Genomic DNA, 20,379 nt, shown 5'->3' with positions numbered 1-20,379 from the left:
ACCGTTCATCTCGACTGCACTGTTCGTGTGTCGACAACTGAGAGGATCTTCATGAAGATCAATCGTTCCGTCCGTTTCGGAATCGGAATCATGGCCATTGCGTTCGCTGCCACGGCCTGTGGCGGCGGCGAGGAGAACAAGTCGATCACCGAGAGCGCTTCCGACGGCACTCTCACCGTCGGCATCAAGTTCGATCAGCCCGGCCTCGGTCAGCGCAACCCTGACGGCACCTTCTCCGGCTTCGACGTCGAGGTAGCCCGTTACATCGCAAACGAACTCGGCGTGAAGCCCGAAGGCATCACCTTCAAGGAATCTCCGTCAGCCCAGCGCGAGACCCTGATCCAGAACGGCGAGGTCGACTACATCGTCGCGACATACTCGATCACCGACACGCGCAAGGAAAAGGTCAGCTTCGGCGGCCCGTACTTCATCGCAGGCCAGTCGCTGCTCGTTCGCTCCGACAACACCGACATCACCGGCCCCGATTCCCTGACCGGCGGCAAGAAGCTCTGCTCGGTGTCGGGTTCGACTCCGGCGCAGAACATCCAGGACAACTACGCAAAGGACGTCCAGCTCCAGCCGCTCGACACCTACTCCGCTTGTGTCGAGGCTCTGCGCAACGGCGCTGTCGACGCTGTCACCACCGACGACATCATCCTCGCCGGCTACGCCGCCCAGTACCCGGGCGAGCTGAAGGTCGTCGGAGAACCGTTCACGACCGAAAAGTACGGTGTCGGCCTGGCCAAGGACGATTCCGAGGGTCGCGGCAAGATCAACGATGCCATCGAGAAGATGATCTCCACCGGCGCGTGGGAAGAAGCCTTCAACAACACCGTTGGTGCTTCGGGCTACCCCATCCCGGCCCCGCCCACCGTTGATCGTTACTGACCTGCTTTTTTCACCGTCAATCGCGCTGCGGCTCCCCACTTCGGGAGCCGCAGCGCGTGACGCCACCAACGGAGATCCCGTGATCTGGGGAGACGGCAAGTGAACCTTCTGAGCAAGTACGGCGACCAGATTCTGGAAGCCTTCTGGACCACGATCCAGCTGACGTTCTTCTCCGCGATCGGCGCCGTCATCATCGGTGTCCTGATCGCGGCCATGCGCGTGTCACCGGTTCCGGTCGCCCGATTCCTGGGTACCGCGTACGTGACCGTGTTCCGCAACACCCCCCTGACACTGATTCTGCTGTTCTGTCTGTTCGGTCTGTCGCAGACGCTCGGAGTCAATCTCGCCAAGTCGGACTCACCGACGTTCTTGACAGACAACAACTTCCGACTCGCAGTACTCGGCCTCAGTGTCTATACCGCCGCGTTCGTGTGTGAGTCACTTCGATCGGGAATCAATACCGTTCCGGTCGGCCAGGCCGAAGCGGGCCGATCACTCGGTCTGTCGTTCGCACAAAATCTTCGGCTGATCGTCCTGCCTCAGGCATTTCGCGCGGTCACAGCACCGCTGGGTAGCGTGCTGATCGCACTGACCAAGAACTCGACCATCGCCGCGGTGATCGGCGTATCCGAAGCGTCAGCGCTGATGAAGAAGATGATCGAAAACGAAGCGGCGATCTTCGTCGTCGGTGGAATCTTCGCTGTCGGTTTCGTGATCCTGACACTTCCCATGGGCTTGATCTTCGGCAAGCTGAGCAAGCGATTCGAGGTTTCACGATGAGCAACCGCGCAACAGTCCTCTACGACGCGCCCGGCCCCAGAGCGCGAAATCTCTACCGATTCGCATCCCTTGTCGTCGCTGCACTCATGGTCGCAATCGGTTACGTCATCTACCGCGCACTCGACGAAAAGGGCCAGCTGACAGCAGCGAAGTGGGATCCGTTCCTCGAATCCACGTCGTGGACAACGTATCTGATACCCGGCATCCGGGGAACGCTGATCGCGGCTGCGATGTCCATCGTCTTCGCGCTCATCCTCGGTTCTGCCCTGGGTATCGGCCGACTCTCCGAGCACAACATCATTCGGAAGATTTGCGGCGTCATCGTCGAATTGTTCCGAGCAGTACCGGTTCTGATTCTGATGATCTTCTCGTATCAGGTGTTCGCCGAATACGAGGTCTTCAAGTCCAAGTACCTCGCACTCGCGGCAGTCGTCGTGGGTCTGACTCTGTACAACGGGTCAGTGATCGCCGAGATCGTCCGTGCCGGAATCAACTCACTCCCACGAGGGCAAAGTGAGGCCGCCAAGGCACTGGGCATGCGCAAGACGCAGATCATGGTGACGATCCTGCTCCCCCAGGCGGTTACCGCCATGCTCCCGGCACTGATTTCACAGATGGTCGTGGCGTTGAAGGACTCCGCCCTCGGTTACCTGATCGGGTATGTCGAGCTGGTGCGTCAGGCCCAACAGCTCGGCACCTTCTACGGAAACTTCCTGCCGGCGCTCATCGTGGTCGCCGCGATTATGATCGCTCTCAACTCGGCTCTGACCTTCCTGGCAACCAAGGTGGAGAAGCGCCTGCGTTCCGGAAAGCGAAAGGGCAAGGGCCCCATCGCGGCTCCGTCCGCCGACCCAGCCGTTTCGGTTCCGGGCATGGACCTGACCAAGCCGTGAATCAGATGGAGCCGTGAGTCGAATCCGGCCGCGTTAGCGCGAATACACAACAGGGCGGGGGTACCACCGAATTTCGGTGGTACCCCCGCCCTGTTGTTCTGAATGCTGCACTTCGTTAGGAGTCGGTGACCGCCGCCATCTCGGCTTTGACCACCTCGTACGACATCCCAGCTGAATATCCCTTGCGTGCCAGCATCGAGACCAGTCGACGCGTGACCTTGTCACGATCATCGACGGGCTTGTTCTTCAGCTTCCGCCGAACCAGCTCCGCTGCTCGCTCGCGCTCATCTTCCGGATCGATCTGCGACAACGCTTCGGAAGCGACGTCCTGGTCGATTCCTTTGAGCCGCAACTCGACTGCAAGCGCACGCTTTCCCTTGCCCGAGTACGTATGCCGCGAATGAACCCATTGGTTCGCGAAGTCCGCGTCGTCGATCAACCCGATTTCCTGGAGTCGATCGAGGACCTTGGTAATGATCTCGGGTTCGAAGCCGCGTCCGCTCAGCTTGGTTTCCAGTTCGGAGCGGCTGCGCGCCCGGTCGGTCAGGAGGCGCAGGCAAGCATCTTTGGCCTGCGCCTCTGTCCCGCCTTCTGCGCGTTGCGACGGCTTCTCGGATCGTTGACGGGATCGACGCCGAGTAGCGCCGTACTCTTCACGAGCATTCTCGCCGTTGTCACCGTCGTCGAAGCTCATGACTGAACTCAGAAGTCGGCGGGAGCTTCGTCGGTTGCAGTGACGTCAGCACCGATACCGAGCTTTTCCTTGATCTTCTTCTCGATCTCGTCACGGATATCGGTGTTCTCCAGCAAGAACTTACGAGCATTTTCCTTGCCCTGACCCAACTGGTCACCTTCGTAGGTGTACCAGGAGCCGGACTTGCGGATGAACCCGTGCTCGACACCCATATCGATGAGCGAGCCTTCCTTGCTGATGCCCTGGCCGTAGAGAATATCGAACTCGGCCTGCTTGAACGGCGGCGCGACCTTGTTCTTGACGACCTTGACTCGAGTGCGGTTACCGACTGCGTCGGTACCGTCCTTGAGAGTTTCGATACGACGGATGTCGAGGCGGACCGAAGCGTAGAACTTCAGTGCCTTACCACCGGTGGTGGTTTCGGGAGAACCGAACATCACGCCGATCTTCTCGCGAAGCTGGTTGATGAAGATGACGGTGGTGCCCGAGTTGTTCATGGCACCGGTGATCTTGCGCAGTGCCTGGCTCATCAGTCGAGCCTGCAAACCGACGTGGCTGTCACCCATCTCGCCTTCGATCTCGGCGCGAGGAACAAGAGCGGCCACGGAGTCGATCACGACGATGTCGAGGGCGCCCGAACGGATCAGCATGTCGGTGATTTCGAGGGCCTGCTCACCCGTATCGGGCTGCGAAACCAGGAGTGCATCGGTGTCGACGCCCAGCTTGGCTGCATAGTCGGGATCGAGTGCGTGCTCCGCGTCGATGAACGCCGCGATGCCGCCGTTGGCCTGAGCATTGGCAACTGCGTGCAGTGCCACGGTGGTCTTACCCGAAGATTCCGGGCCGTAGATCTCGATGACGCGGCCACGCGGCAGTCCGCCGATACCCAGCGCGACGTCGAGCGCGATGGAACCGGTGGGAATGACGGCGATGGGCTGACGAACACCCTCGCCCAGGCGCATCACCGAACCCTTGCCGAAGTTCTTGTCGATCTGCGCCAACGCGAGGTCGAGTGCCTTGTCCCGATCAGGTGCCTGTGGTGCCATCGTGATCCCCATCCTTGTTTCAGTCTTCAGTGCCTGCCTGAGCAGACTCCGTCTCTTCAGCGCCTGCCTGAGCCGACCCTGTTGGTGTGTTGCGATCAGATTAGATCCGGCCACCGACAGACTTTTCGATCTTGCTTTCGCGCTTGTCGATCACTGTGCTTGTCGATCACTGTGCTTGTCGATAACCGAAAGTTCGCAGTTACGAAAGGAGCGTCACCACCGAACAGCTTCAGCATAGACGAACACGTGTTCGAACAGAAGATGGGAGGCGTTCGACACGCCGAAAAAATCAGCGGCGGGCGGGCGGTACGTCGAACTCCACACAGAGCGCACGCCACACTTCGCGAGGCTCCCAACCTGCTTCGACGGCCTCCGCAGCAGTCATTCCGTCGAGACTCTGGAGTACATGGTCGATCAGCATCGAGTCGCCTCGTACCTGCCCGAACTCTTCGCGCACCATTTCATGAAATTCGGTCAACCGCACAGCCGCCACCGTAGTCCACAGAGCGGTGCACCTGCATTCAGGCGCAACATGCTCACGCCGTCACACCGCCGTTGACCACCTGTCGGCACACCGCCACCGGATCGGTGACCTGCGACGCAGTCGCGGCAGCGGACATCGCAGCTTCCGCGAATCGTTTGTCGGAGAGCACCTGCAGTACGGCATCGCGAATCGAGCGGGCATCTGCGGGCCGCACGATCACCGACGTCCCTGCCCGCGCAGCGCGATTGGCCAACTCCCACTGGTCCCCACCCCCGGGAACGACGACCGTCGGCACGCCGGCCAGCAAGGCCTTCGCCAACATGCCGTGCCCGCCGCCGCACACCAACACCGACGCGTCACGCAGCATCGCGTCCTGGCGTCCGAGACCTGCACGAACCCAATCGGGATGCTCGCCTTCGGCTCCGTCGAGCATCGACGCGATCAGCCGCACACCGGCGCCGCCGAGTCCTTCGACCGTGCCCTCGAACATTCCCACTGCGCCGGTGTGCGCCGTGGAGGGCGCCACCATAACCAGCGGTTCGTCACCTGGCGGTGGATCCAGAATCACCTCGGTCGGCTCCCAGAGAAGCGGGCCGACGACGTGAGCGTGCTCCGGCCAGTCGGGACGCGGCACTTCCAGTGCCGGAAGTGTTGCGATCAGGCGAGCATGCGGGCCTGGATCCAGGGCGGGTAGCCCGATGCCGACACGGGCCTGCGAGCGCTGCGCCAACCCTTGCTTGATCGAACGTCCTGTTGCGGCGCGCATCAGGGTGTCGCGAAGTCGACCACGAATTCCGATGCCGGGCGCGAGCCCACTGCCGATCGGCGGTAACCCCCGCGACGGTGAGTACAGCGGGTGAGGCGAAAGTTCCACCCAGGGGATGCCGAGTCGTTCGGCGGCCAATCCGCCTCCGGCAGTGAGGATGTCGGAGACGACGAGATCCGGGGAGACGGATTTCAGGTCGGGAAGCAGTTCGGTGGAAATATAGGCGGCGCGCGAATGAATCCGAGCGCCTGCATCAAGATCGTCGTCTCCCGGCCGCGGGGCCAAGCCCTTGAGAGGCTCGGATTCCACGCCGGCCGCTCGCGCTGCCTCGACCCACCGGGTCCCCGTGTACAGAATCGGGTCGTCGCCGGCCTGGATCAACGCCAGCGACAACGCTATTGCGGGAAAAGCATGACCCGGGTCCGGCCCGGCAACAACGGCTACACGCACCGGATCAGAGTGTCACACCGAGTGAAAGGCCTGTTCCGCCGCACCCAGTGCGCGTTCGCGATCCGAAGCCACCAATCCGATTCTCGTCCTGCGATCAAGGACGTCGTCGACGTCGAGTGCGCCTTCATGCGATACCGCGAAATCGAACTCGGCGCCGCAGATCTCCAAGTCCGCAACCGATCGGAGTCGATCGCTGCTCGCCGCGGCCACGACCTCGGCCTCTGCGCCGTATCGCGCCACCAACGACGCCGGTGCCTTGATCTTTTTCAATTCCACCGGTGATGCAGCGCCTACCAGCGGCAACGCGCGTGTCCGACACGCCCCGGCGCTCAGCGATCCGACCTCGACCGCGGCGTCGACGGCGTCTTCGGCCATCTTGCGGTACGTCGTGAGTTTTCCGCCCACCACCGTGACCAAGCCCGAGTCCGAACGGACTACAGCGTGATTGCGCGAGAGGTCGGCCGTCGAGCCTTCACCGGTGTCCAGCAGCGGACGCAGACCCGCGAAGGTCCCCAAGACGTCCTCACGGGTCAGCGGAACTTCCAACGCCGTGTTCACGGTGTCGAGCAGGAAGTCGATCTCGTCCTCGGACGCCGTCGGTACGTCGGGCACCGGTCCCGGCGCTGCTTCGTCGGTCAACCCGAGGTAGATCCGGCCGAGCTGCGCGGGCAGCGCGAAGACGAAACGGTTGGTCTCGCCGGGAATCGGCACGGTCAGTGCTGCCGTGGGGTTCCCCAATCGCGCTGCATCGAGCACCAGGTGCGTCCCGCGGCTGGGGCGCAGGGTGATGCTGGAGTCGACCTGATCAGCCCAGACACCGGTCGCATTGACCACGACGCGGGCACGCATCAAGAACTCGGACCCGGTCAACTCGTCGCGCAAGGTGGCCGACGTTCCGGATACGTCGTATGCACCGACGCGGGTCAGGATTCGCGCGCCGTAGGACGCTGCGGTTCGGGCGATGCCGACGACGAGCCGGGCGTCGTCGATGAGCTGCCCGTCGAACGCGGTCAAGGCGCCTCGTAGGTTCTCCTGCTTGACCGCGGGAGCCAATTCGCGCGCCCGCGCAGCGCTGACCGTCCGTGATCTGGGTAAAACCGAAGCCGGGGTTCGCGCCGACATGCGCAGAGCGTCACCGGCCAGGAAACCGGTACGCACCAGGGCCTTCCCGAAGAACGACGTTTCGGGCAACAGCGGTACGAGTTGAGGCATGGCGCGAACGAGGTGCGGCGCGGTGCGCGTCATGAGAATGCCGCGCTCGACCGCACTTTCACGCGCTATACCGACATTGCCGGAAGCCAGGTACCGAAGGCCGCCGTGTGCCAGTTTCGAACTCCAGCGGCTGGTGCCGAACGCGAGGTCGTGCTTTTCGACCAGCGCAACACTGAGCCCACGAGTCACGGCGTCGAGAGCGACACCGACACCGGTGATTCCGCCGCCGATGACCAGGACGTCAACCGAATCGCCGTTCGCCAACTGCTCGAGCTCACGAGTACGCCGGTGTGCATTGAGAGCTGAATCGCCGCCTGCTGAATCACTGCCTGCTGAATCTCGAGGGTCCACAGCTATTCTCCCGAATTCTTTGCAGGTGCCAGATACGCAGCGACCGCATGTCTGAGTTGCTCGACCGACGCGTCGGCGGAAAGTTCCGGCTCGAGAGTCGGTGCGGAGATGACGACGGACTGAGCCATCAGTAGAACCATCGCCGCAATCTCGTTGACGCTTCCCTCGCGAATCGAACCGTCTTGTTGACCGGCAGCGACGACGGAAGTGATCAGTTCGAGAATCGACTTCTGGCTCGCGCCGAGTCGGTCCACGATGTAGGTGGTGAGCAACTCTTGATCAGCGTGCCGAATCTTCACGAAGAGCGGATGGTCGCGAATCTGGCCGACGACGTCCCCGATCGCTTCCACGAGCAATGTGGCCGCAGACCCGGTGAAGGTCACCTCGGGCAGCACCGATCGAATCTCCCGGGTGAGCAGATCCGCGACGACGGCTCGCGTGTCCGGCCATCGCCGGTAGACGGTCGGCCGGCTCACGCCGGCGCGACGCGAGATCTCCGCCAGTGTGGTTCGCTGCATTCCGAAATCGAGGACACACGACCTTGCTGCGTCGAGAATCACGTCGTCGATCTCGCGGCTGGGGATGCGCTGACCGTCTGCCTTGCGAGGGACAATTGGGCCATCTGCGTTACGGATTACCATCGTATGTAACACAATACCGGACAAGTCACCGGTAATCCCGTCGGGACTTGCGAGTTCTCTCGCTCAGAGATCATCAGAAATAGTACAACTCGAAACCAACTGCGCGCTCGGCGTCGAATCCAGGCTTCGGTCCGCTGACCATGTCGATCTGTGCGCGCGCCTGTTCCCGGATCGGCGTGGAACTCAACGCCGCCAGATATCGCGCATGTTCCGCGAGCGAATCCACGGCGCGATCGACCGTCGACGTCACGTCGACGCAGTGTGTAGGAGTCATCGTGTTGACCGCAACCCACCGAACGCCGGACCACGGCGCCAGTCCCTGCGCCGTCAATGACGGAAAGATCCATTCGTTCGCCGCATCAGCGGTCGCGTCCAGGACGCTGATCCCGAGCGCTCGGTGATCCGCGCTGTTGAGGTAGCCAGGTCCCCAGGTATGGGAGAAGTTCATCGTCACCACTAATTCCGGGCGGTGACGACGAATTGCTGCGGCGAGAGTCGAGCGCAACTCCAAGCCTTCCACGAGACGACCGTCGGGCAGGCCGAGGAACTCCACCTCACTGACACCGACGATCGCGGCCGAGCGACGCTCTTCTTCCTCGCGGACCGGGCCGGACTCCTCGGGCGACAGACCGGCGATTCCGGCCTCGCCGCGCGTGGCCAGGACATATCGCACGTCTTTGCCGCGATCGGTCCACTGCGCCACTGCTGCGGCTGCGCCGTATTCGATGTCATCGGGATGCGCCACGATGACAATCGCGCGCTGCCAGTCCTCGGGGAAGTTTTCCATAGGGCAGATCTTGCCCGTCAGAACCGCGAAGCGGGCGAATTGTCGTCACTTCCCGACATCGCCTTCACCAGGAAATAGATTCCGAAGCCGACGGCGCCGACAACCAAAACCCAGAAAAGCCCCTTGATCAGGGCACCGACCACCGCGAGTGCGACCCACACCAGGACGACGGCCAAAACGATCTTCCAAAACATGCTTACCTCCAACGTGCCGTTGAATAATCAGTCGAATCGGACAGGTGCTGCTTCATCCGTAGAACCAGCCTGACAGGTCTGGCGTGACAAAGCAGCAGCTCAGCGGCAAGTTCAGGTAAAGATCAGGGTTCACCCCGAGACCGGCCCTCACGCAGGTCAGGTGTCCAACCCATCGGAGCTTGCTCCTGGCGTAAACTCGCGAAGTTCGATCCCGTATGCCGAAGGAGCACGTCCGCAGTGTCTACGACCCGTTTCCCCGCTCGCGATCTCGCGCATGTAGCCGTCTTCGCCGCACTCATCATCGCGCTGGGCCTCCCCGGGTCGATCAACATCGGCATTTCCGGCGTGCCGATCACACTTCAGTCCATGGGCGTCATGATGGCCGGCGCTCTACTCGGACCGCGCAAGGGTGTTCTCGCCGTCCTGACGGTCATTGCCCTGGGATTAGTCGGTCTACCGGTCCTTGCCGGCGGTCGCACCGCACTCGTGTCTCTCTCCAGCCCGACAGCCGGATTCCTCATCGGTTGGATCCCGACGGCGTTTGTCATCGGATGGCTGACTGCCAAGATGCTGCCCAAGTACCGGATCATCGCGGGCATCGGCATCAACCTTCTCGGCGGCGTGGTCATTCTCTACGCGTTCGGCATCGTCGGAATGATGGTCCGCGGACACATGAGCTTCGTTGCCGCATGGTCGGCCAACGCCGCCTTCATTCCTCTCGACGCCGCAAAAGCGGTCGTCACCGCGTTGGTCGCGTCCCAGGTTCATCGGGCATACCCAGCACTGCTGCGCGACTCGGTGATCTCGTCGAACAAGACCGTGGTGGCGAATTAATCTCCGATGAGTGAGATCGTCTTCGAGAACGTCGGACACAGCTTCGGTGAACGAACGGTCCTGCAGCAGATAAATCTGCGACTGAGCGAGCAGCGAATCGGAATCGTGGGTGCGAACGGAAGCGGCAAGTCGACCCTCGCTCGCATGATCAACGGACTGGTCGTTCCAACGGAAGGACACGTCCACGTCAACGGCTTGGACACGGCGAAGAAGGGCCGCGACGTACGCAAGCAGGTCGGATTCGTCTTCACCGATCCCAACCACCAGATCGTGATGCCGACGGTTGCCGAGGACATCGAATTCTCGCTCCGCCGTAGCGGATTGGGCAAAGCCGAGCGCGCCGCAAAGGTGGCCTCGGTGCTCGAACGCTACGGCCTCGCCGGGCACGCCGACCATCCCACCCACCAGCTTTCGGGCGGGCAGAAACAGCTCCTCGCGCTCGCGGCCATCATGGTGACGGAACCGAACGTACTCGTCGCCGACGAACCCACCACGCTCCTCGACCTTCGCAACTCTCGGCTGATCAGCTCGGTATTCGCGTCACTCGATCAGCAACTGATCGTCGTGACCCACCAACTCGATCTCCTCGAATCCTTCGAACGGGTGTTGGTCGTCGACCAAGGCCGCGTCGTCGCTGACGGCTCCCCCGCCGACTCCATCGATCACTACCGGTCGTTGGTCTCGTGACCACTCTCGGCGTCTACCGACCGGGCTGCTCACTCCTGCACCGGATGCCGACGGGAATCAAGCTCTTCGCCTTGGTCGTGGCCATTCTCGCCGTCTCGATCTTCGTGCGTGAGCCGTGGCAACTGGCAGCTCCCACGATCGTAGTTGTGGCCCTGTACGCGATTGCGCGCATTCCTCCGATGACTGCAATCCGGCAGCTGCGTCCGGCGCTGTGGATGTTGCTCTTCATCGGGGCGTTCCAGCTGGTAGTCGCGGGATGGCAGCGAGCGGCCGTCGTTTGCGGGGTTCTGATCATTTCGATCGCCTTCGCGGCGATCATGGGTCTGACCACACGGATCTCCGAGATGCTCGACGCGATCACCAGATTTCTGACACCCTTGCGACGCTTCGGCGTCAATCCCGAACGGATCGCCTTGCTCCTCGCAATGACGATCCGGTGTATCCCGCTGATGTTCGAGGTCATCACACAGGTGTCCGAGGCACGCAAGGCGCGAGGGCTCGGATTCTCGCTGCGATCCTTCGCAGTGCCGGTCATCGTCGGCACCCTGATGACCGCGGACGCAATGGGCGAAGCATTGGCGGCCCGCGGCGCCGACGACTGAGATGTCGAACAGGGAGCATTGATCAGGCGCGAGAGCCGATCAGTTGTACTTGCGGGTGATGTCGTCCACCTCGCCGATGGCGTCGGCAAGCGCCGAGAGCCGCTCGGCGGCCGCGTGCAGCGCCGAAAGCTCTCGGTTGAATCCCACGAGCGCCGACGGGCTGTGAGGCGCTGTCAGAGCAGCTGCCGAAGTCACCAGATCCTCGTACTGATCCAACCCCGACTGCAACTCACGGACTGCGCCGTCGATGGTGGGATCAAGAGGTTCGGTTACCTTCGGCGTCGCGGCCACAGCGCGTTCCATCGCGACGACATCCGAAGACACCGCGAACATCGCTCTCAGTGCCGAATCGGCGGTAACAGTGATTTCGTCCAACTCACCGGGGTCGATGGTGTCGGCGCGTCTGAGCACACTCAAGATCTCGAACAGCGAAGTCTCGGCGCCGATGAGGCGCGACATCGGGATGAACGCGCGAGACGACGACGGTGGCAGCCGCCGGCGAATCGGCGCTGACGGCGGCGGGCCGGAACTCATCGAACGGTAGCGGCCGACCGCGATCACGGCGGGAACCGCGAACAGTGCCGCTCCCCCGCCTGCCACGACCACCGACCACTCTGGAGCCGACGCGACAGCGAGGCCGGCCGTGCCGACCACGGATCCGCCGGACATGAAACCCCAACGCTGAGCGCGTCGGCGCGCACGGGCACGCTTGCGCTCGAACTTGGCCCGCGGGTCCTGCCACCGCCGAGCGGCATCCGCCGCCGAAAGCCCGACCTCGCGCAATGTATCCGCGGTGCGTCCCAAGGCTCCGAAAGCGCCGGATACGGAAACGGGAACGGCCGACCGGGGCTCACGCCCAGATCGACCGTCTCGTGAAGAAAACATCAGAGCATCACTGCCGACATCGAGGATTCGGCTACTGCCCGGTCTGACCGGCAGCCGGGGGCTGCTTTTCGACGGACGGAGTCGCGGGAGTGGCTGCTGCGCCGCCGGACGGCAGCGCCTCGCCCTTCATGGATGCACGAATCTGCTCGAGACGACTGTGCCCTGCCATCTGGACCGAGGCCTGCTGGACCTCCATCATGCGGCCCTGAACGGAGTTCTGGGCGAGCTCGGCAGAGCCGAGTGCGTCAGCGTAGCGACGTTCGATCTTGTCGCGCACAGCATCGAGGCTGGGTGTGTTGCCCGGAGCCGACAGCGTGCTGTCCATGGAACGAAGGGACTCGCTCACGCGCTCCTGCATCTTGGCCTGCTCGAGCTGGCTGAGCAGCTTGGTGCGCTCGGCAACCTTTGCCTGCAGTGTCATCGCGTTCTGCTCGACGGCCTTCTTGGCCTGAGCGGCTGCCTGCAAGGACTGGTCGTGCAGTGCTTTCAGATCCTCGACGCCCTGCTCGGCCGTCACCAACTGGGCCGCAAAAGCTTCTGCAGCGTTGGTGTACTGAATCGCCTTGTCGTTGTCGCCGGCAGCAGCGGCCTGATCGGCGAGGTTGACTGCCTGGCGCGCGTTGGCGTTGAGCTTTTCGACCTCGTCGAGTTGACGGCTGAGCTTCATCTCGAGTTGACGCTGATTACCGATCACCGACGCAGCCTGCTGGGACAACGCCTGATGCTGGCGCTGTGCGTCCTCGATCGCCTGCTGAATCTGAACCTTTGGATCTGCCTTCTCATCGATCTTCGAATTGAAGAGCGCCATCAGGTACTTCCAGCCCTTGACGAAAGGATTAGCCATTGGTTTGATCCTGCCTCCATCTGATGCGCCGCGCCGAACGCGACCCGGAGCGCGACCGTCGCGCACCGAAACAAGGGCTGCGCCCTATCTGCTCTGACCCCACCTGCTGGAAACCGGCGGTTACGTACAAAATCTATCGGTTACGGCCGGTAGTGGCTACGCCGCCGCCAACCTTCGAGCGTTCGGTGCCGGAATCACGACGCGGGTATCGCGTGCGATAGTCGGCGAACCGGAAGCCGAGACAGAGCCGGAAGCCGACACGGCAGGTTCGGCAACCTGCCGACCAGCTACCGGAGCGCTCTTCTTCGTGGCCAGGGTCTCGCTCACGTCGACCAGCACGTCGGACAGTGGGACTGCGAGCGCATCACAGATCGCCGCCAACAATTCGCTCGATGCTTCCTTACGTCCACGTTCCACTTCGGACAGATAGCCCAAGCTCACACGCGCGCTGTTCGAGACCTCACGTAGCGTGCGGCTCTGCGAAACGCGCGTACGCCGGAGACTGTCACCGATTGCCTCACGCAATAGCAGCGCCATCTCGCTCCTCCTTCATCCGTGACCTCATCGTGCATGGTCGTACGTCTTCACAATCGTCAACGTCCGAACACATCCGATTGGTTCCCGAGCCTATCGTGCCGCACGCTCTACGACACGATCACGCAACCGCGACACGGCAGTCGCGACCGCGGTTGTCCGAATCTCCCACCGTTCGCCGCCGAGCGCGAGCGGTTCGCATTCGGTTCCGTCAGGGCCGGCGATACCGAGAAACACTGTTCCGACCGGGTGTCCGTCCTGCTCACTCGGACCGGCGACTCCGGTCAGACCGATACCCCAGTCCGCACCGCACTTCGTCCGGGCGCCGAGCGCCAATGCCACCGCCGTGCTCTCGGACACGGGGCCGTCCGTTGCCAGGCGGCCTGGATCCACACCAGCCAGTGTTGCTTTCAGATCGGTCGCGTACACGACCAGACCCCCACGCAGCACCGCGCTCGACCCCGGCACCGACGCGACTGCAGCCGTGAACAGCCCTGCTGTCAGAGATTCGGCGGCGGCGACAGTCTGCTTCGCGGCGCCGAGGGCCTCGACAAGTTCGACCACTCCGAGTCCGAGCAGCGGGTCGGTCATGACTCGACTGCGCGAACTCCGGCGCGAAGCCTGATCGCCTGCACGATGTATTCGATTCCCGTCGCCACCGTCAGCACGACGGCAGCGGCCATCAGCAGCCCGCTGACGATGTCCCAACTGCTCGGCAGCGGGCAGAGGTAGAACCCGATCGCAACGGCCTGCACGAGGGTCTTGAGCTTGCCGCCCTTGCCCGCCGGGATGACCGCGTGCCGCAGAACCGCGAACCGCAGCAGCGTGATTCCGAGTTCCCTGGCGATGATCACTCCGGTCACCCACCACGACAGATCACCGAGAACCGAGAGCCCGATCAGCGCGGCTCCGATCAGCGCCTTGTCCGCGATCGGGTCCATGAGTTTCCCGAAATCGGTGACCAGACCGTACTTCCGAGCCAATTGGCCGTCGATCCGATCCGTGATCGCGGCGACGATGAACACGCCCATCGCCCCGAGACGCCACCACGTCGAGTGTCCGCCGTCGACGAACAGAACAACGAGAAACACCGGAACAAGAACCATTCGGATCATCGTGAGAATGTTCGCGATGTTCAGCAACGGAACCGGGTTGTCCGCGACAGGTGTGCCGTCGGACGGGCCGACGGCGGCGCGATGGGCGTCGGTCTGATCGCGCGGGGTACTCATCGGATCACCGCACAGGCGGTGAGCCGAACCCGGGATACAGCCGAGCGGCGCGGGAATTGCGTGGGGCGGACAGGCACGCGACTTAGAATATCGGTAGGGCCATTGACTAATGTGCACCACATGACTTCGACCGCGCCGACCTATACCGAGAGCCAGTTGATCGTGCGTCGCGCGCGAACGTCGGACATCCCCGAAATCAAGCGTCTGATCGACATCTACGCCGGCAAGATCCTCCTCGAGAAGAATCTCGTGACGCTGTACGAGGCAGTCCAGGAGTTCTGGGTCGCCGAGCGGGGTGACCAGGTAATCGCCTGCGGCGCACTGCATGTGCTGTGGGCGGACCTGGGTGAGATCCGCACCGTAGCAGTCGATCCGACTGCGAAAGGGCAGGGCGCAGGTTTCCACGTCGTCGACAAACTCATCGAGGTCGCCAAGGAATTGGAGTTGGAACGGTTGTTCGTTTTGACGTTCGAGACCGAGTTCTTCCACCGTCACGGATTCGCGGAGATCGACGGCACTCCCGTCACCGCCGAGGTCTATGCGGAAATGTGTCGGTCCTACGACGCCGGCGTCGCCGAGTTCCTCGATCTGAGCTATGTGAAACCCAACACACTCGGCAATACTCGCATGCTCCTGACTCTCTGAACCGTTCAGACTCTTCAAACACACCTGTCTCGATCACCAGCCTCCGAAAGCGGTTCACGATGTCGTTGTTCCTCGTCGAATACACCTACGCACCCGAGAAGACCCCTCAGCGCGACGAAGTCCGCAGCGATCACCGCGCCTGGCTCGCGGATCTGGTTTCCCGCTCGATCGTTCTGTCATCTGGCCCGTTTGCAGATGGAAACGGCGCGCTGATCATCGTCGACGCCGCTGACGCCGACACCGTTTCACTCCTCTTCACCCACGACCCGTTCGCGATCGCCGATTTGATCGAGAAGGTCCGGATCACCGAGTGGGTTCCGGTGTTGGGTCAGTTCAGCGCCTGAGAGCGTCGGCCTACTCCCCGGCCCGGTCGCGAGTCTTCAACAGGCTCGCGACCGTCGTCACCGCCAATACTCCGATGATCACTCCGAGTGAGAGTGCCGTGGAGATTTCCGGCACGGAGACGTGTTCACCTCCGTTGACGAACGAGAGGGTGTTCTCGTGCAACGCGTGAAGTACCAGTTTCACACCGATGAACGCCAAGATTATCGAGAGCCCGTACGAGAGATAGACCAGCCGTTCGAGCAACCCGCCGATCAGGAAGTACAGCTGCCGTAGGCCCATCAGTGCGAAGGCGTTGGCGGTGAACACCAGATACGGTTCCTGAGTCAGACCGTAGATCGCCGGAATCGAATCGAGCGCGAAGAGCACGTCGGCAAAGCCGATTGCGATGAGCGCCAACAACAACGGAGTCACGACGCGCTTGCCGTCGATCCGGGTGATCAGTTTGTCGCCGTCGTATTCCTCGGTAGTCGGCAGCACCCGTTTCACGAGCGAGATGATGCGACTGTCGCGCTTCTCCTCGGCTTCCTTCTCATGCCCGTGATCGCGGATCAGGGTGTACGCGGTGTAGATCAGGAACGCACCGAAGAGGTAGAACACCCAGCTGTATGCGTTGATGGCGGCGGCACCGACACCGATGAAGATTCCGCGCATCACCAACGCGAGGACGATGCCGATCAGCAATACCTTCTGCTGGAACTCTCGTGGTACCGCGAAGGTCGACATGATGATCACGAAGACGAACAGATTGTCGACCGAGAGCGCCTTTTCCGTGACATAGCCGGCGAAGTACTCACCGCCGTACGTGGTGCCCCAGATCCACATCACGACGAGGCCGAAGACGATGGCGATCGAGATGTAGACCGTCGACCAGAACGCGGACTCCCGGAAGGTCGGCGCATGCGGCGTGCGGACGTGGGCGAAGAAGTCGAAGACGAACAGGCCGAGGATCACCACGATCGTGATTCCCCAAGCCAACGGCGTCACATGCACGGGTTCCTCCGGTCGTCTGTCGACGGCTTGTCCGCCGAGGTGTCCCTACTCGTCTGCGGGTGCCTCATCCGGGTCGCCGCCGCGAATCGACCACAGCAGACCGTCGAGTTCCTCAGGCTTCATGAGTACCTCGCGGGCCTTCGAGCCCTCGCTGGGTCCGACGACGCCACGATTTTCCATGAGGTCCATCAGTCGGCCGGCCTTGGCGAACCCGACTCGCAGCTTGCGCTGAAGCATCGACGTCGAACCGAACTGGCTGGTGATCACCAATTCCACGGCCTGCAAGAGGACATCCATGTCGTCGCCGATGTCGGGGTCGACGTCTTTCTTCTCCCCGGCCTTCTGCGCGGTGACACCTTCGGTGTACTCGGGCTCCGCCTGGTTCTTCGCGAAGTCGACGACCGCCGAGATTTCTTCGTCGGTGATGAACGCGCCCTGCATACGGGTCGGCTTACCCGCACCCATGGGCAGGAAGAGGCCGTCACCCATACCGATGAGCTTCTCGGCGCCTGGCTGATCGAGGATGACTCGCGAGTCCGTCAGTGAAGACGTCGCGAACGCCAGACGAGACGGCACGTTGGTCTTGATCAGGCCGGTGACGACGTCGACGGAGGGGCGCTGCGTTGCCAGCACCAGGTGGATACCGGCAGCACGGGCTTTCTGCGTGATGCGGACGATCGCTTCTTCGACGTCGCGGGGAGCGGTCATCATGAGGTCGGCCAGCTCGTCCACAATTGCCAGGATGTACGGGTACGGACGGTAGACGCGCTCGCTGCCCAGCGGGGCGGTGATTTCGCCGGACTTGACCTTGGAGTTGAAGTCGTCGATATGACGCACCCGGTTGGCCTGCATGTCCTGGTAACGCTGTTCCATCTCCTCGACCAACCAGGCCAGCGCTGCCGCGGCCTTCTTCGGCTGAGTGATGATCGGCGTGATCAGGTGCGGGATACCTTCGTACGGCGTGAGCTCGACCATCTTCGGGTCGATGAGGATCATCCGTACTTCTTCCGGCGTTGCTCGGGTGAGCAACGAGACGAGCATCGAGTTCACGAAGCTCGACTTACCCGAGCCGGTCGAACCTGCCACCAGAAGGTGGGGCATCTTCGCGAGGTTGGCACTGACGAAGTCACCTTCGATGTCCTTGCCCAGACCGATCACCAGTGGATGGTGATCGCGTCGGGTGCTCGGCGCGTTCAGCACGTCGGCGAGGCGAACCATTTCGCGGTCGGAGTTCGGTACCTCGATGCCCACCGCGGACTTACCCGGAATGGGGGCCAGGAGACGGACGTTGTCGGTAGCCACTGCATAGGCGATGTTGCGGGCGAGCGCGGTGATCTTCTCGACCTTCACGCCTGGGCCGAGTTCGACCTCGTACCGCGTCACTGTCGGGCCTCGGGTGAATCCGGTAACGGCGGCGTCGATCTTGAACTGTTCGAGGACCTCGCTGATCGCTTCGATCATCGCGTCGTTCGCAGAACTGCGGAGCTTGGGCGGGTCCCCTTCGATCAGCAACGTCGTCGGAGGGAGGTTGTAGTCGCCGTCGGTGACCCGATCGGTGACGAAGTGTTCCTTCTCCTCCGGCTCCGGTTCGGGTTTCGGCACAGGCTTGGCGATAGGGACGGAACGGGCCGGCACCTTGGGGCGCGGCGCCGGAGTCTCCACGACGGGCGCGGCAGCAGCCACGACGGGCTCGTCGGGTACTGCGGTGTCGTCGGCGTTCCACAGACCGAGTACTTCGGTCTTCTTGTCGCCGGATTCGAACTCGTCCGTCGGGTAGTTGTCGATCGGTGCGCGTCGGCTGGTCCGCTTGGCGGGCTTGAGCGGTGGCTCGGCGTAGGTGTCGACCGGGTAGCCGTCGGCGTCGAACAGTGAAGGATCGTAAGCAGATTCGCCGTAGTGGTGCTCGCCATCCTCGTCGAATTCGGATCCGTAGTCGCCGTATTCGTCCGAGCGATACGAGGCACCGAAGAAGGACTGGAACTTGCTCGGCACCTCACGCAGCGTGGTTCCGGTCAGAAGGAGGATTCCGAATCCGGCGGCGATGACCAGCAGCGGCGCAGACAGCCAGACGGTGAGCCCGTTGGTGAGCGGGCCCCCCACGACGTACCCGACGAACCCTGCTCCGTTGGAGCGACCGGTGGAGTCTGTCGGTGAACCCGAGATGATGTGCCAGAGGCCGAGCGCCGGCAGACCGACCAGCAACGATCCCATGATCAGTCGGGGGCGGATCTCAGGTTTCGGTTCTGTGCGCATCAACAGGATCGCGAGGCCGACGCCGACGATGGGGAGCACGGCCGAGGCCGCGCCGAAGATAGCGCGCACAAGGGTGTCGATGCCGCCGCCGATCGGACCACCGGCCTTGAACCAGACGCCGCCGGCGATGACGACGCTGAATGCGATCAGGCCGAGCGCTATTCCGTCGCGGCGGTGGCCGGCTTCGATCTCGCCGACCTTACTGACGGTGCGTGTGGTGGCGCCGACGCCGCGGGCAGCCAGGGACCACCCGGCTCCGATTCCCTTGCCGACAGCCGCCAACGGGCTGGCCCGCTGAGACGTTTTCGATACCGGGCGGCGCGCGGCCGACGACGTACCGGAGGCCTTCTTGGGCGCTGGCTTGGAGCCTTTGCCCGAGGCCGGGCGCCCACCAGCCCTGGCCGAAGTCGTGACGTTCCGAGGAGTCGACACGGTCCGTGTGGTGCGCGAGGTGCGAGGTTTTGCGGTCGTGCGCGCACTCGGAGTGGAGGCTGACGACCTGGTCGATGCCCTGGACGTGGACGTGCTTGTACTGGATCCCCGGGCGCTCGACTTACCTGCCATGGAGTTCAGGCTAGTCTGTGCGACCCCATCTGGACCATCCGCAACACCAGCAACACTGGTCGCGAGTGCGAAACGTGATCTTCGCAACCCGTCGTTCGAGCGCCACTCAGGTAGAAAAAGGCAATCAGAAACTGCGATCGAGCGCCATCACGGATTGGACGTCGGCCAGTTCACCTTTGGCTTCGATCTTCACTTCGTTGCGACCGAATGCGTGCAGCAGCAACTCGGCGGGTTCGCCCTGCAAGACAACACTGCGAGAGCCGGATTTATGGACGACCGCACTCTCGCCGGAGGGAAGTTCGAAAATTACCTCGACAGCAGCCTTGCGGTAGCCCATCTTGCCGATCTGGCGTGCGTACTTCCACAGCTGAGCCTGCCGACCCTCCGACAACGGACGCGGCGCCCAGTTCAGATGTGCGCGGCGTACATCTTCGTGGTGAACGAACATCTCGGTGGTGTTGACCTGCGCGTCGAGCCAGTACATCGGCGACCATCGCGGCGGCCCGCTCCGAACGTCGTCGAGGATCTCCTCCCACGGACGCGCCGCTGCGGCCTTTCGAACGCTCTCGGTGTGACCGGCAAGAGGGCTCAACATGATTCCGGGAGCGGCGTCGAGACGCCGCTCCCGGACAATCAGATGTGCTGCCAGGTCACGATTGGTCCACTCCCCACACAGTGTCGGAGCATCGGGGCCGAACTCGACCATGCTGTCCACCAGGGCGAGTCGTTCGTCATGAGCGAAGGTCACCTTCGCCAAAGTACTCGAACCGGACCGGGTTCG

At 62.7% G+C, this 20,379-nt stretch carries 24 protein-coding genes; 8 read left to right on the top strand and 16 right to left on the bottom strand.

Annotated elements, in window-relative coordinates:
• The first annotated feature begins 51 nt into the window (after nucleotides 1–51).
• From GJB56_RS06215 to GJB56_RS06205, 3 genes are all read left to right on the top strand, one after another.
• Nucleotides 52–888, top strand: coding sequence for a glutamate ABC transporter substrate-binding protein (locus GJB56_RS06215; RefSeq protein ID WP_020907523.1), 837 nt, complete (start codon nucleotides 52–54; stop codon nucleotides 886–888).
• Between the two features lie 99 nt (nucleotides 889–987).
• On the top strand, nucleotides 988–1,668 hold the full coding sequence (locus GJB56_RS06210) for an amino acid ABC transporter permease (protein WP_019748198.1): 681 nt from the start codon (nucleotides 988–990) through the stop codon (nucleotides 1,666–1,668).
• Entirely contained in the window at nucleotides 1,665–2,561 is an 897-nt protein-coding gene (locus tag GJB56_RS06205; protein WP_007735172.1) for an amino acid ABC transporter permease, read from the top strand. The genes GJB56_RS06210 and GJB56_RS06205 overlap by 4 nt, the downstream gene beginning before the upstream one ends.
• A 115-nt stretch (nucleotides 2,562–2,676) precedes the next feature.
• Here the strand turns inward: GJB56_RS06205 and recX are convergent, their stop codons facing one another.
• The 8 genes from recX to GJB56_RS31335 form a co-directional block, all read right to left on the bottom strand.
• The gene (gene recX, locus GJB56_RS06200) at nucleotides 2,677–3,255 is read right to left on the bottom strand and encodes a recombination regulator RecX (protein ID WP_099697704.1); all 579 of its coding nucleotides are present in this window, start codon (nucleotides 3,253–3,255) and stop codon (nucleotides 2,677–2,679) included.
• Nucleotides 3,256–3,263: 8 nt separating this feature from the next.
• On the bottom strand, nucleotides 3,264–4,301 hold the full coding sequence (recA, locus tag GJB56_RS06195) for a recombinase RecA (RefSeq protein ID WP_007735170.1): 1,038 nt from the start codon (nucleotides 4,299–4,301) through the stop codon (nucleotides 3,264–3,266).
• 289 nt (nucleotides 4,302–4,590) lie between these two features.
• Nucleotides 4,591–4,785, bottom strand: coding sequence for a DUF3046 domain-containing protein (locus tag GJB56_RS06190; RefSeq protein ID WP_003942185.1), 195 nt, complete (start codon nucleotides 4,783–4,785; stop codon nucleotides 4,591–4,593).
• A 52-nt stretch (nucleotides 4,786–4,837) separates the two neighbouring features.
• Nucleotides 4,838–6,001: a glycosyltransferase gene (locus tag GJB56_RS06185; protein WP_070797202.1), complete on the bottom strand. Its 1,164-nt coding sequence runs from the start codon at nucleotides 5,999–6,001 to the stop codon at nucleotides 4,838–4,840.
• 12 nt (nucleotides 6,002–6,013) lie between these two features.
• Nucleotides 6,014–7,564, bottom strand: a complete 1,551-nt coding sequence (locus tag GJB56_RS06180; RefSeq protein ID WP_060938478.1) for a glycerol-3-phosphate dehydrogenase/oxidase — start codon at nucleotides 7,562–7,564, stop codon at nucleotides 6,014–6,016.
• Nucleotides 7,565–7,566: 2 nt separating this feature from the next.
• Nucleotides 7,567–8,205 (bottom strand): TetR/AcrR family transcriptional regulator, encoded by a 639-nt coding sequence (locus tag GJB56_RS06175; RefSeq protein WP_019748192.1) that lies wholly within the window; start codon nucleotides 8,203–8,205, stop codon nucleotides 7,567–7,569.
• Nucleotides 8,206–8,278: 73 nt separating this feature from the next.
• Nucleotides 8,279–8,992 (bottom strand): PIG-L deacetylase family protein, encoded by a 714-nt coding sequence (locus tag GJB56_RS06170; protein WP_019748191.1) that lies wholly within the window; start codon nucleotides 8,990–8,992, stop codon nucleotides 8,279–8,281.
• 17 nt (nucleotides 8,993–9,009) lie between these two features.
• On the bottom strand, nucleotides 9,010–9,198 hold the full coding sequence (locus GJB56_RS31335; RefSeq protein ID WP_020907519.1) for a hypothetical protein: 189 nt from the start codon (nucleotides 9,196–9,198) through the stop codon (nucleotides 9,010–9,012).
• A 225-nt stretch (nucleotides 9,199–9,423) separates the two neighbouring features.
• Between GJB56_RS31335 and GJB56_RS06165 the strand changes: the two genes are divergently transcribed.
• From GJB56_RS06165 to GJB56_RS06155, 3 genes are read left to right on the top strand one after another with little or no spacing between them, the layout of a single operon-like run.
• Nucleotides 9,424–10,020, top strand: coding sequence for a biotin transporter BioY (locus GJB56_RS06165; protein WP_019748189.1), 597 nt, complete (start codon nucleotides 9,424–9,426; stop codon nucleotides 10,018–10,020).
• Between the two features lie 6 nt (nucleotides 10,021–10,026).
• The gene (locus GJB56_RS06160; protein ID WP_021333596.1) at nucleotides 10,027–10,707 is read left to right on the top strand and encodes an energy-coupling factor ABC transporter ATP-binding protein; all 681 of its coding nucleotides are present in this window, start codon (nucleotides 10,027–10,029) and stop codon (nucleotides 10,705–10,707) included.
• Nucleotides 10,704–11,309 carry an energy-coupling factor transporter transmembrane component T family protein gene (locus GJB56_RS06155; protein ID WP_019748187.1) on the top strand — a complete coding sequence of 202 codons (606 nt, stop codon included), beginning with the start codon at nucleotides 10,704–10,706 and terminating at the stop codon, nucleotides 11,307–11,309. Before GJB56_RS06160 ends, GJB56_RS06155 begins: the two co-directional genes overlap by 4 nt.
• A gap of 39 nt (nucleotides 11,310–11,348) precedes the next feature.
• Here the strand turns inward: GJB56_RS06155 and pspM are convergent, their stop codons facing one another.
• From pspM to pgsA, 5 genes are all read right to left on the bottom strand, one after another.
• Complete coding sequence (pspM, locus tag GJB56_RS06150; RefSeq protein WP_020907518.1) at nucleotides 11,349–12,194, bottom strand: phage shock envelope stress response protein PspM; 846 nt, start codon at nucleotides 12,192–12,194, stop codon at nucleotides 11,349–11,351.
• 31 nt (nucleotides 12,195–12,225) lie between these two features.
• Nucleotides 12,226–13,038, bottom strand: a complete 813-nt coding sequence (pspA, locus tag GJB56_RS06145) for a phage shock protein PspA (RefSeq protein ID WP_003942098.1) — start codon at nucleotides 13,036–13,038, stop codon at nucleotides 12,226–12,228.
• Nucleotides 13,039–13,194: 156 nt separating this feature from the next.
• Nucleotides 13,195–13,575: a helix-turn-helix domain-containing protein gene (locus GJB56_RS06140; RefSeq protein WP_003942191.1), complete on the bottom strand. Its 381-nt coding sequence runs from the start codon at nucleotides 13,573–13,575 to the stop codon at nucleotides 13,195–13,197.
• Between the two features lie 90 nt (nucleotides 13,576–13,665).
• Complete coding sequence (locus GJB56_RS06135) at nucleotides 13,666–14,163, bottom strand: CinA family protein (protein WP_019748185.1); 498 nt, start codon at nucleotides 14,161–14,163, stop codon at nucleotides 13,666–13,668.
• A complete protein-coding gene (gene pgsA, locus GJB56_RS06130; RefSeq protein WP_019748184.1) occupies nucleotides 14,160–14,801 on the bottom strand; it encodes a CDP-diacylglycerol--glycerol-3-phosphate 3-phosphatidyltransferase in 642 nt (213 codons plus the stop codon). The genes GJB56_RS06135 and pgsA overlap by 4 nt, the downstream gene beginning before the upstream one ends.
• 120 nt (nucleotides 14,802–14,921) lie before the next feature.
• Between pgsA and GJB56_RS06125 the strand changes: the two genes are divergently transcribed.
• The gene (locus GJB56_RS06125) at nucleotides 14,922–15,446 is read left to right on the top strand and encodes an amino-acid N-acetyltransferase (protein WP_019748183.1); all 525 of its coding nucleotides are present in this window, start codon (nucleotides 14,922–14,924) and stop codon (nucleotides 15,444–15,446) included.
• A 59-nt stretch (nucleotides 15,447–15,505) separates the two neighbouring features.
• Nucleotides 15,506–15,790: a YciI family protein gene (locus GJB56_RS06120; RefSeq protein ID WP_019748182.1), complete on the top strand. Its 285-nt coding sequence runs from the start codon at nucleotides 15,506–15,508 to the stop codon at nucleotides 15,788–15,790.
• Nucleotides 15,791–15,800: 10 nt separating this feature from the next.
• Here the strand turns inward: GJB56_RS06120 and GJB56_RS06115 are convergent, their stop codons facing one another.
• The 3 genes from GJB56_RS06115 to GJB56_RS06105 all read right to left on the bottom strand — a co-directional run bounded on the left by GJB56_RS06115 (nucleotide 15,801) and on the right by GJB56_RS06105 (nucleotide 20,346).
• Nucleotides 15,801–16,781: a TerC family protein gene (locus GJB56_RS06115; RefSeq protein ID WP_019748181.1), complete on the bottom strand. Its 981-nt coding sequence runs from the start codon at nucleotides 16,779–16,781 to the stop codon at nucleotides 15,801–15,803.
• Between the two features lie 45 nt (nucleotides 16,782–16,826).
• The gene (locus GJB56_RS06110; protein WP_019748180.1) at nucleotides 16,827–19,598 is read right to left on the bottom strand and encodes a DNA translocase FtsK; all 2,772 of its coding nucleotides are present in this window, start codon (nucleotides 19,596–19,598) and stop codon (nucleotides 16,827–16,829) included.
• Between the two features lie 124 nt (nucleotides 19,599–19,722).
• A complete protein-coding gene (locus tag GJB56_RS06105) occupies nucleotides 19,723–20,346 on the bottom strand; it encodes a TIGR03085 family metal-binding protein (RefSeq protein ID WP_003942175.1) in 624 nt (207 codons plus the stop codon).
• Nucleotides 20,347–20,379: the final 33 nt, after the last annotated feature.

Origin of the sequence: Rhodococcus sp. AQ5-07, from assembly GCF_009707305.1 — a bacterium.
Lineage (GTDB): Bacteria > Actinomycetota > Actinomycetes > Mycobacteriales > Mycobacteriaceae > Rhodococcus_F > Rhodococcus_F erythropolis.
Note: the sequence above shows the minus strand (reverse complement) of the source record. Positions and strands in the feature narration are given on the sequence as shown.

What these genes read in the sequence shown, in the direction of transcription:
- GJB56_RS06120 (WP_019748182.1), top strand. Translation starts at nt 15,506, where the DNA reads ATGTCGTTGTTCCTCGTCGAATACACCTACGCACCCGAGAAGACCCCT.
- GJB56_RS06205 (WP_007735172.1), top strand. Translation starts at nt 1,665, where the DNA reads ATGAGCAACCGCGCAACAGTCCTCTACGACGCGCCCGGCCCCAGAGCG.
- GJB56_RS06125 (WP_019748183.1), top strand. Translation starts at nt 14,922, where the DNA reads ATGACTTCGACCGCGCCGACCTATACCGAGAGCCAGTTGATCGTGCGT.
- GJB56_RS06215 (WP_020907523.1), top strand. Translation starts at nt 52, where the DNA reads ATGAAGATCAATCGTTCCGTCCGTTTCGGAATCGGAATCATGGCCATT.
- GJB56_RS06175 (WP_019748192.1), bottom strand. Translation starts at nt 8,205, where the DNA reads ATGGTAATCCGTAACGCAGATGGCCCAATTGTCCCTCGCAAGGCAGAC.
- recX (WP_099697704.1), bottom strand. Translation starts at nt 3,255, where the DNA reads ATGAGCTTCGACGACGGTGACAACGGCGAGAATGCTCGTGAAGAGTAC.
- pspM (WP_020907518.1), bottom strand. Translation starts at nt 12,194, where the DNA reads ATGTTTTCTTCACGAGACGGTCGATCTGGGCGTGAGCCCCGGTCGGCC.
- GJB56_RS06140 (WP_003942191.1), bottom strand. Translation starts at nt 13,575, where the DNA reads ATGGCGCTGCTATTGCGTGAGGCAATCGGTGACAGTCTCCGGCGTACG.
- recA (WP_007735170.1), bottom strand. Translation starts at nt 4,301, where the DNA reads ATGGCACCACAGGCACCTGATCGGGACAAGGCACTCGACCTCGCGTTG.
- pspA (WP_003942098.1), bottom strand. Translation starts at nt 13,038, where the DNA reads ATGGCTAATCCTTTCGTCAAGGGCTGGAAGTACCTGATGGCGCTCTTC.
- GJB56_RS06110 (WP_019748180.1), bottom strand. Translation starts at nt 19,598, where the DNA reads ATGGCAGGTAAGTCGAGCGCCCGGGGATCCAGTACAAGCACGTCCACG.
- GJB56_RS06160 (WP_021333596.1), top strand. Translation starts at nt 10,027, where the DNA reads ATGAGTGAGATCGTCTTCGAGAACGTCGGACACAGCTTCGGTGAACGA.
- GJB56_RS06170 (WP_019748191.1), bottom strand. Translation starts at nt 8,992, where the DNA reads ATGGAAAACTTCCCCGAGGACTGGCAGCGCGCGATTGTCATCGTGGCG.
- GJB56_RS06135 (WP_019748185.1), bottom strand. Translation starts at nt 14,163, where the DNA reads ATGACCGACCCGCTGCTCGGACTCGGAGTGGTCGAACTTGTCGAGGCC.
- pgsA (WP_019748184.1), bottom strand. Translation starts at nt 14,801, where the DNA reads ATGAGTACCCCGCGCGATCAGACCGACGCCCATCGCGCCGCCGTCGGC.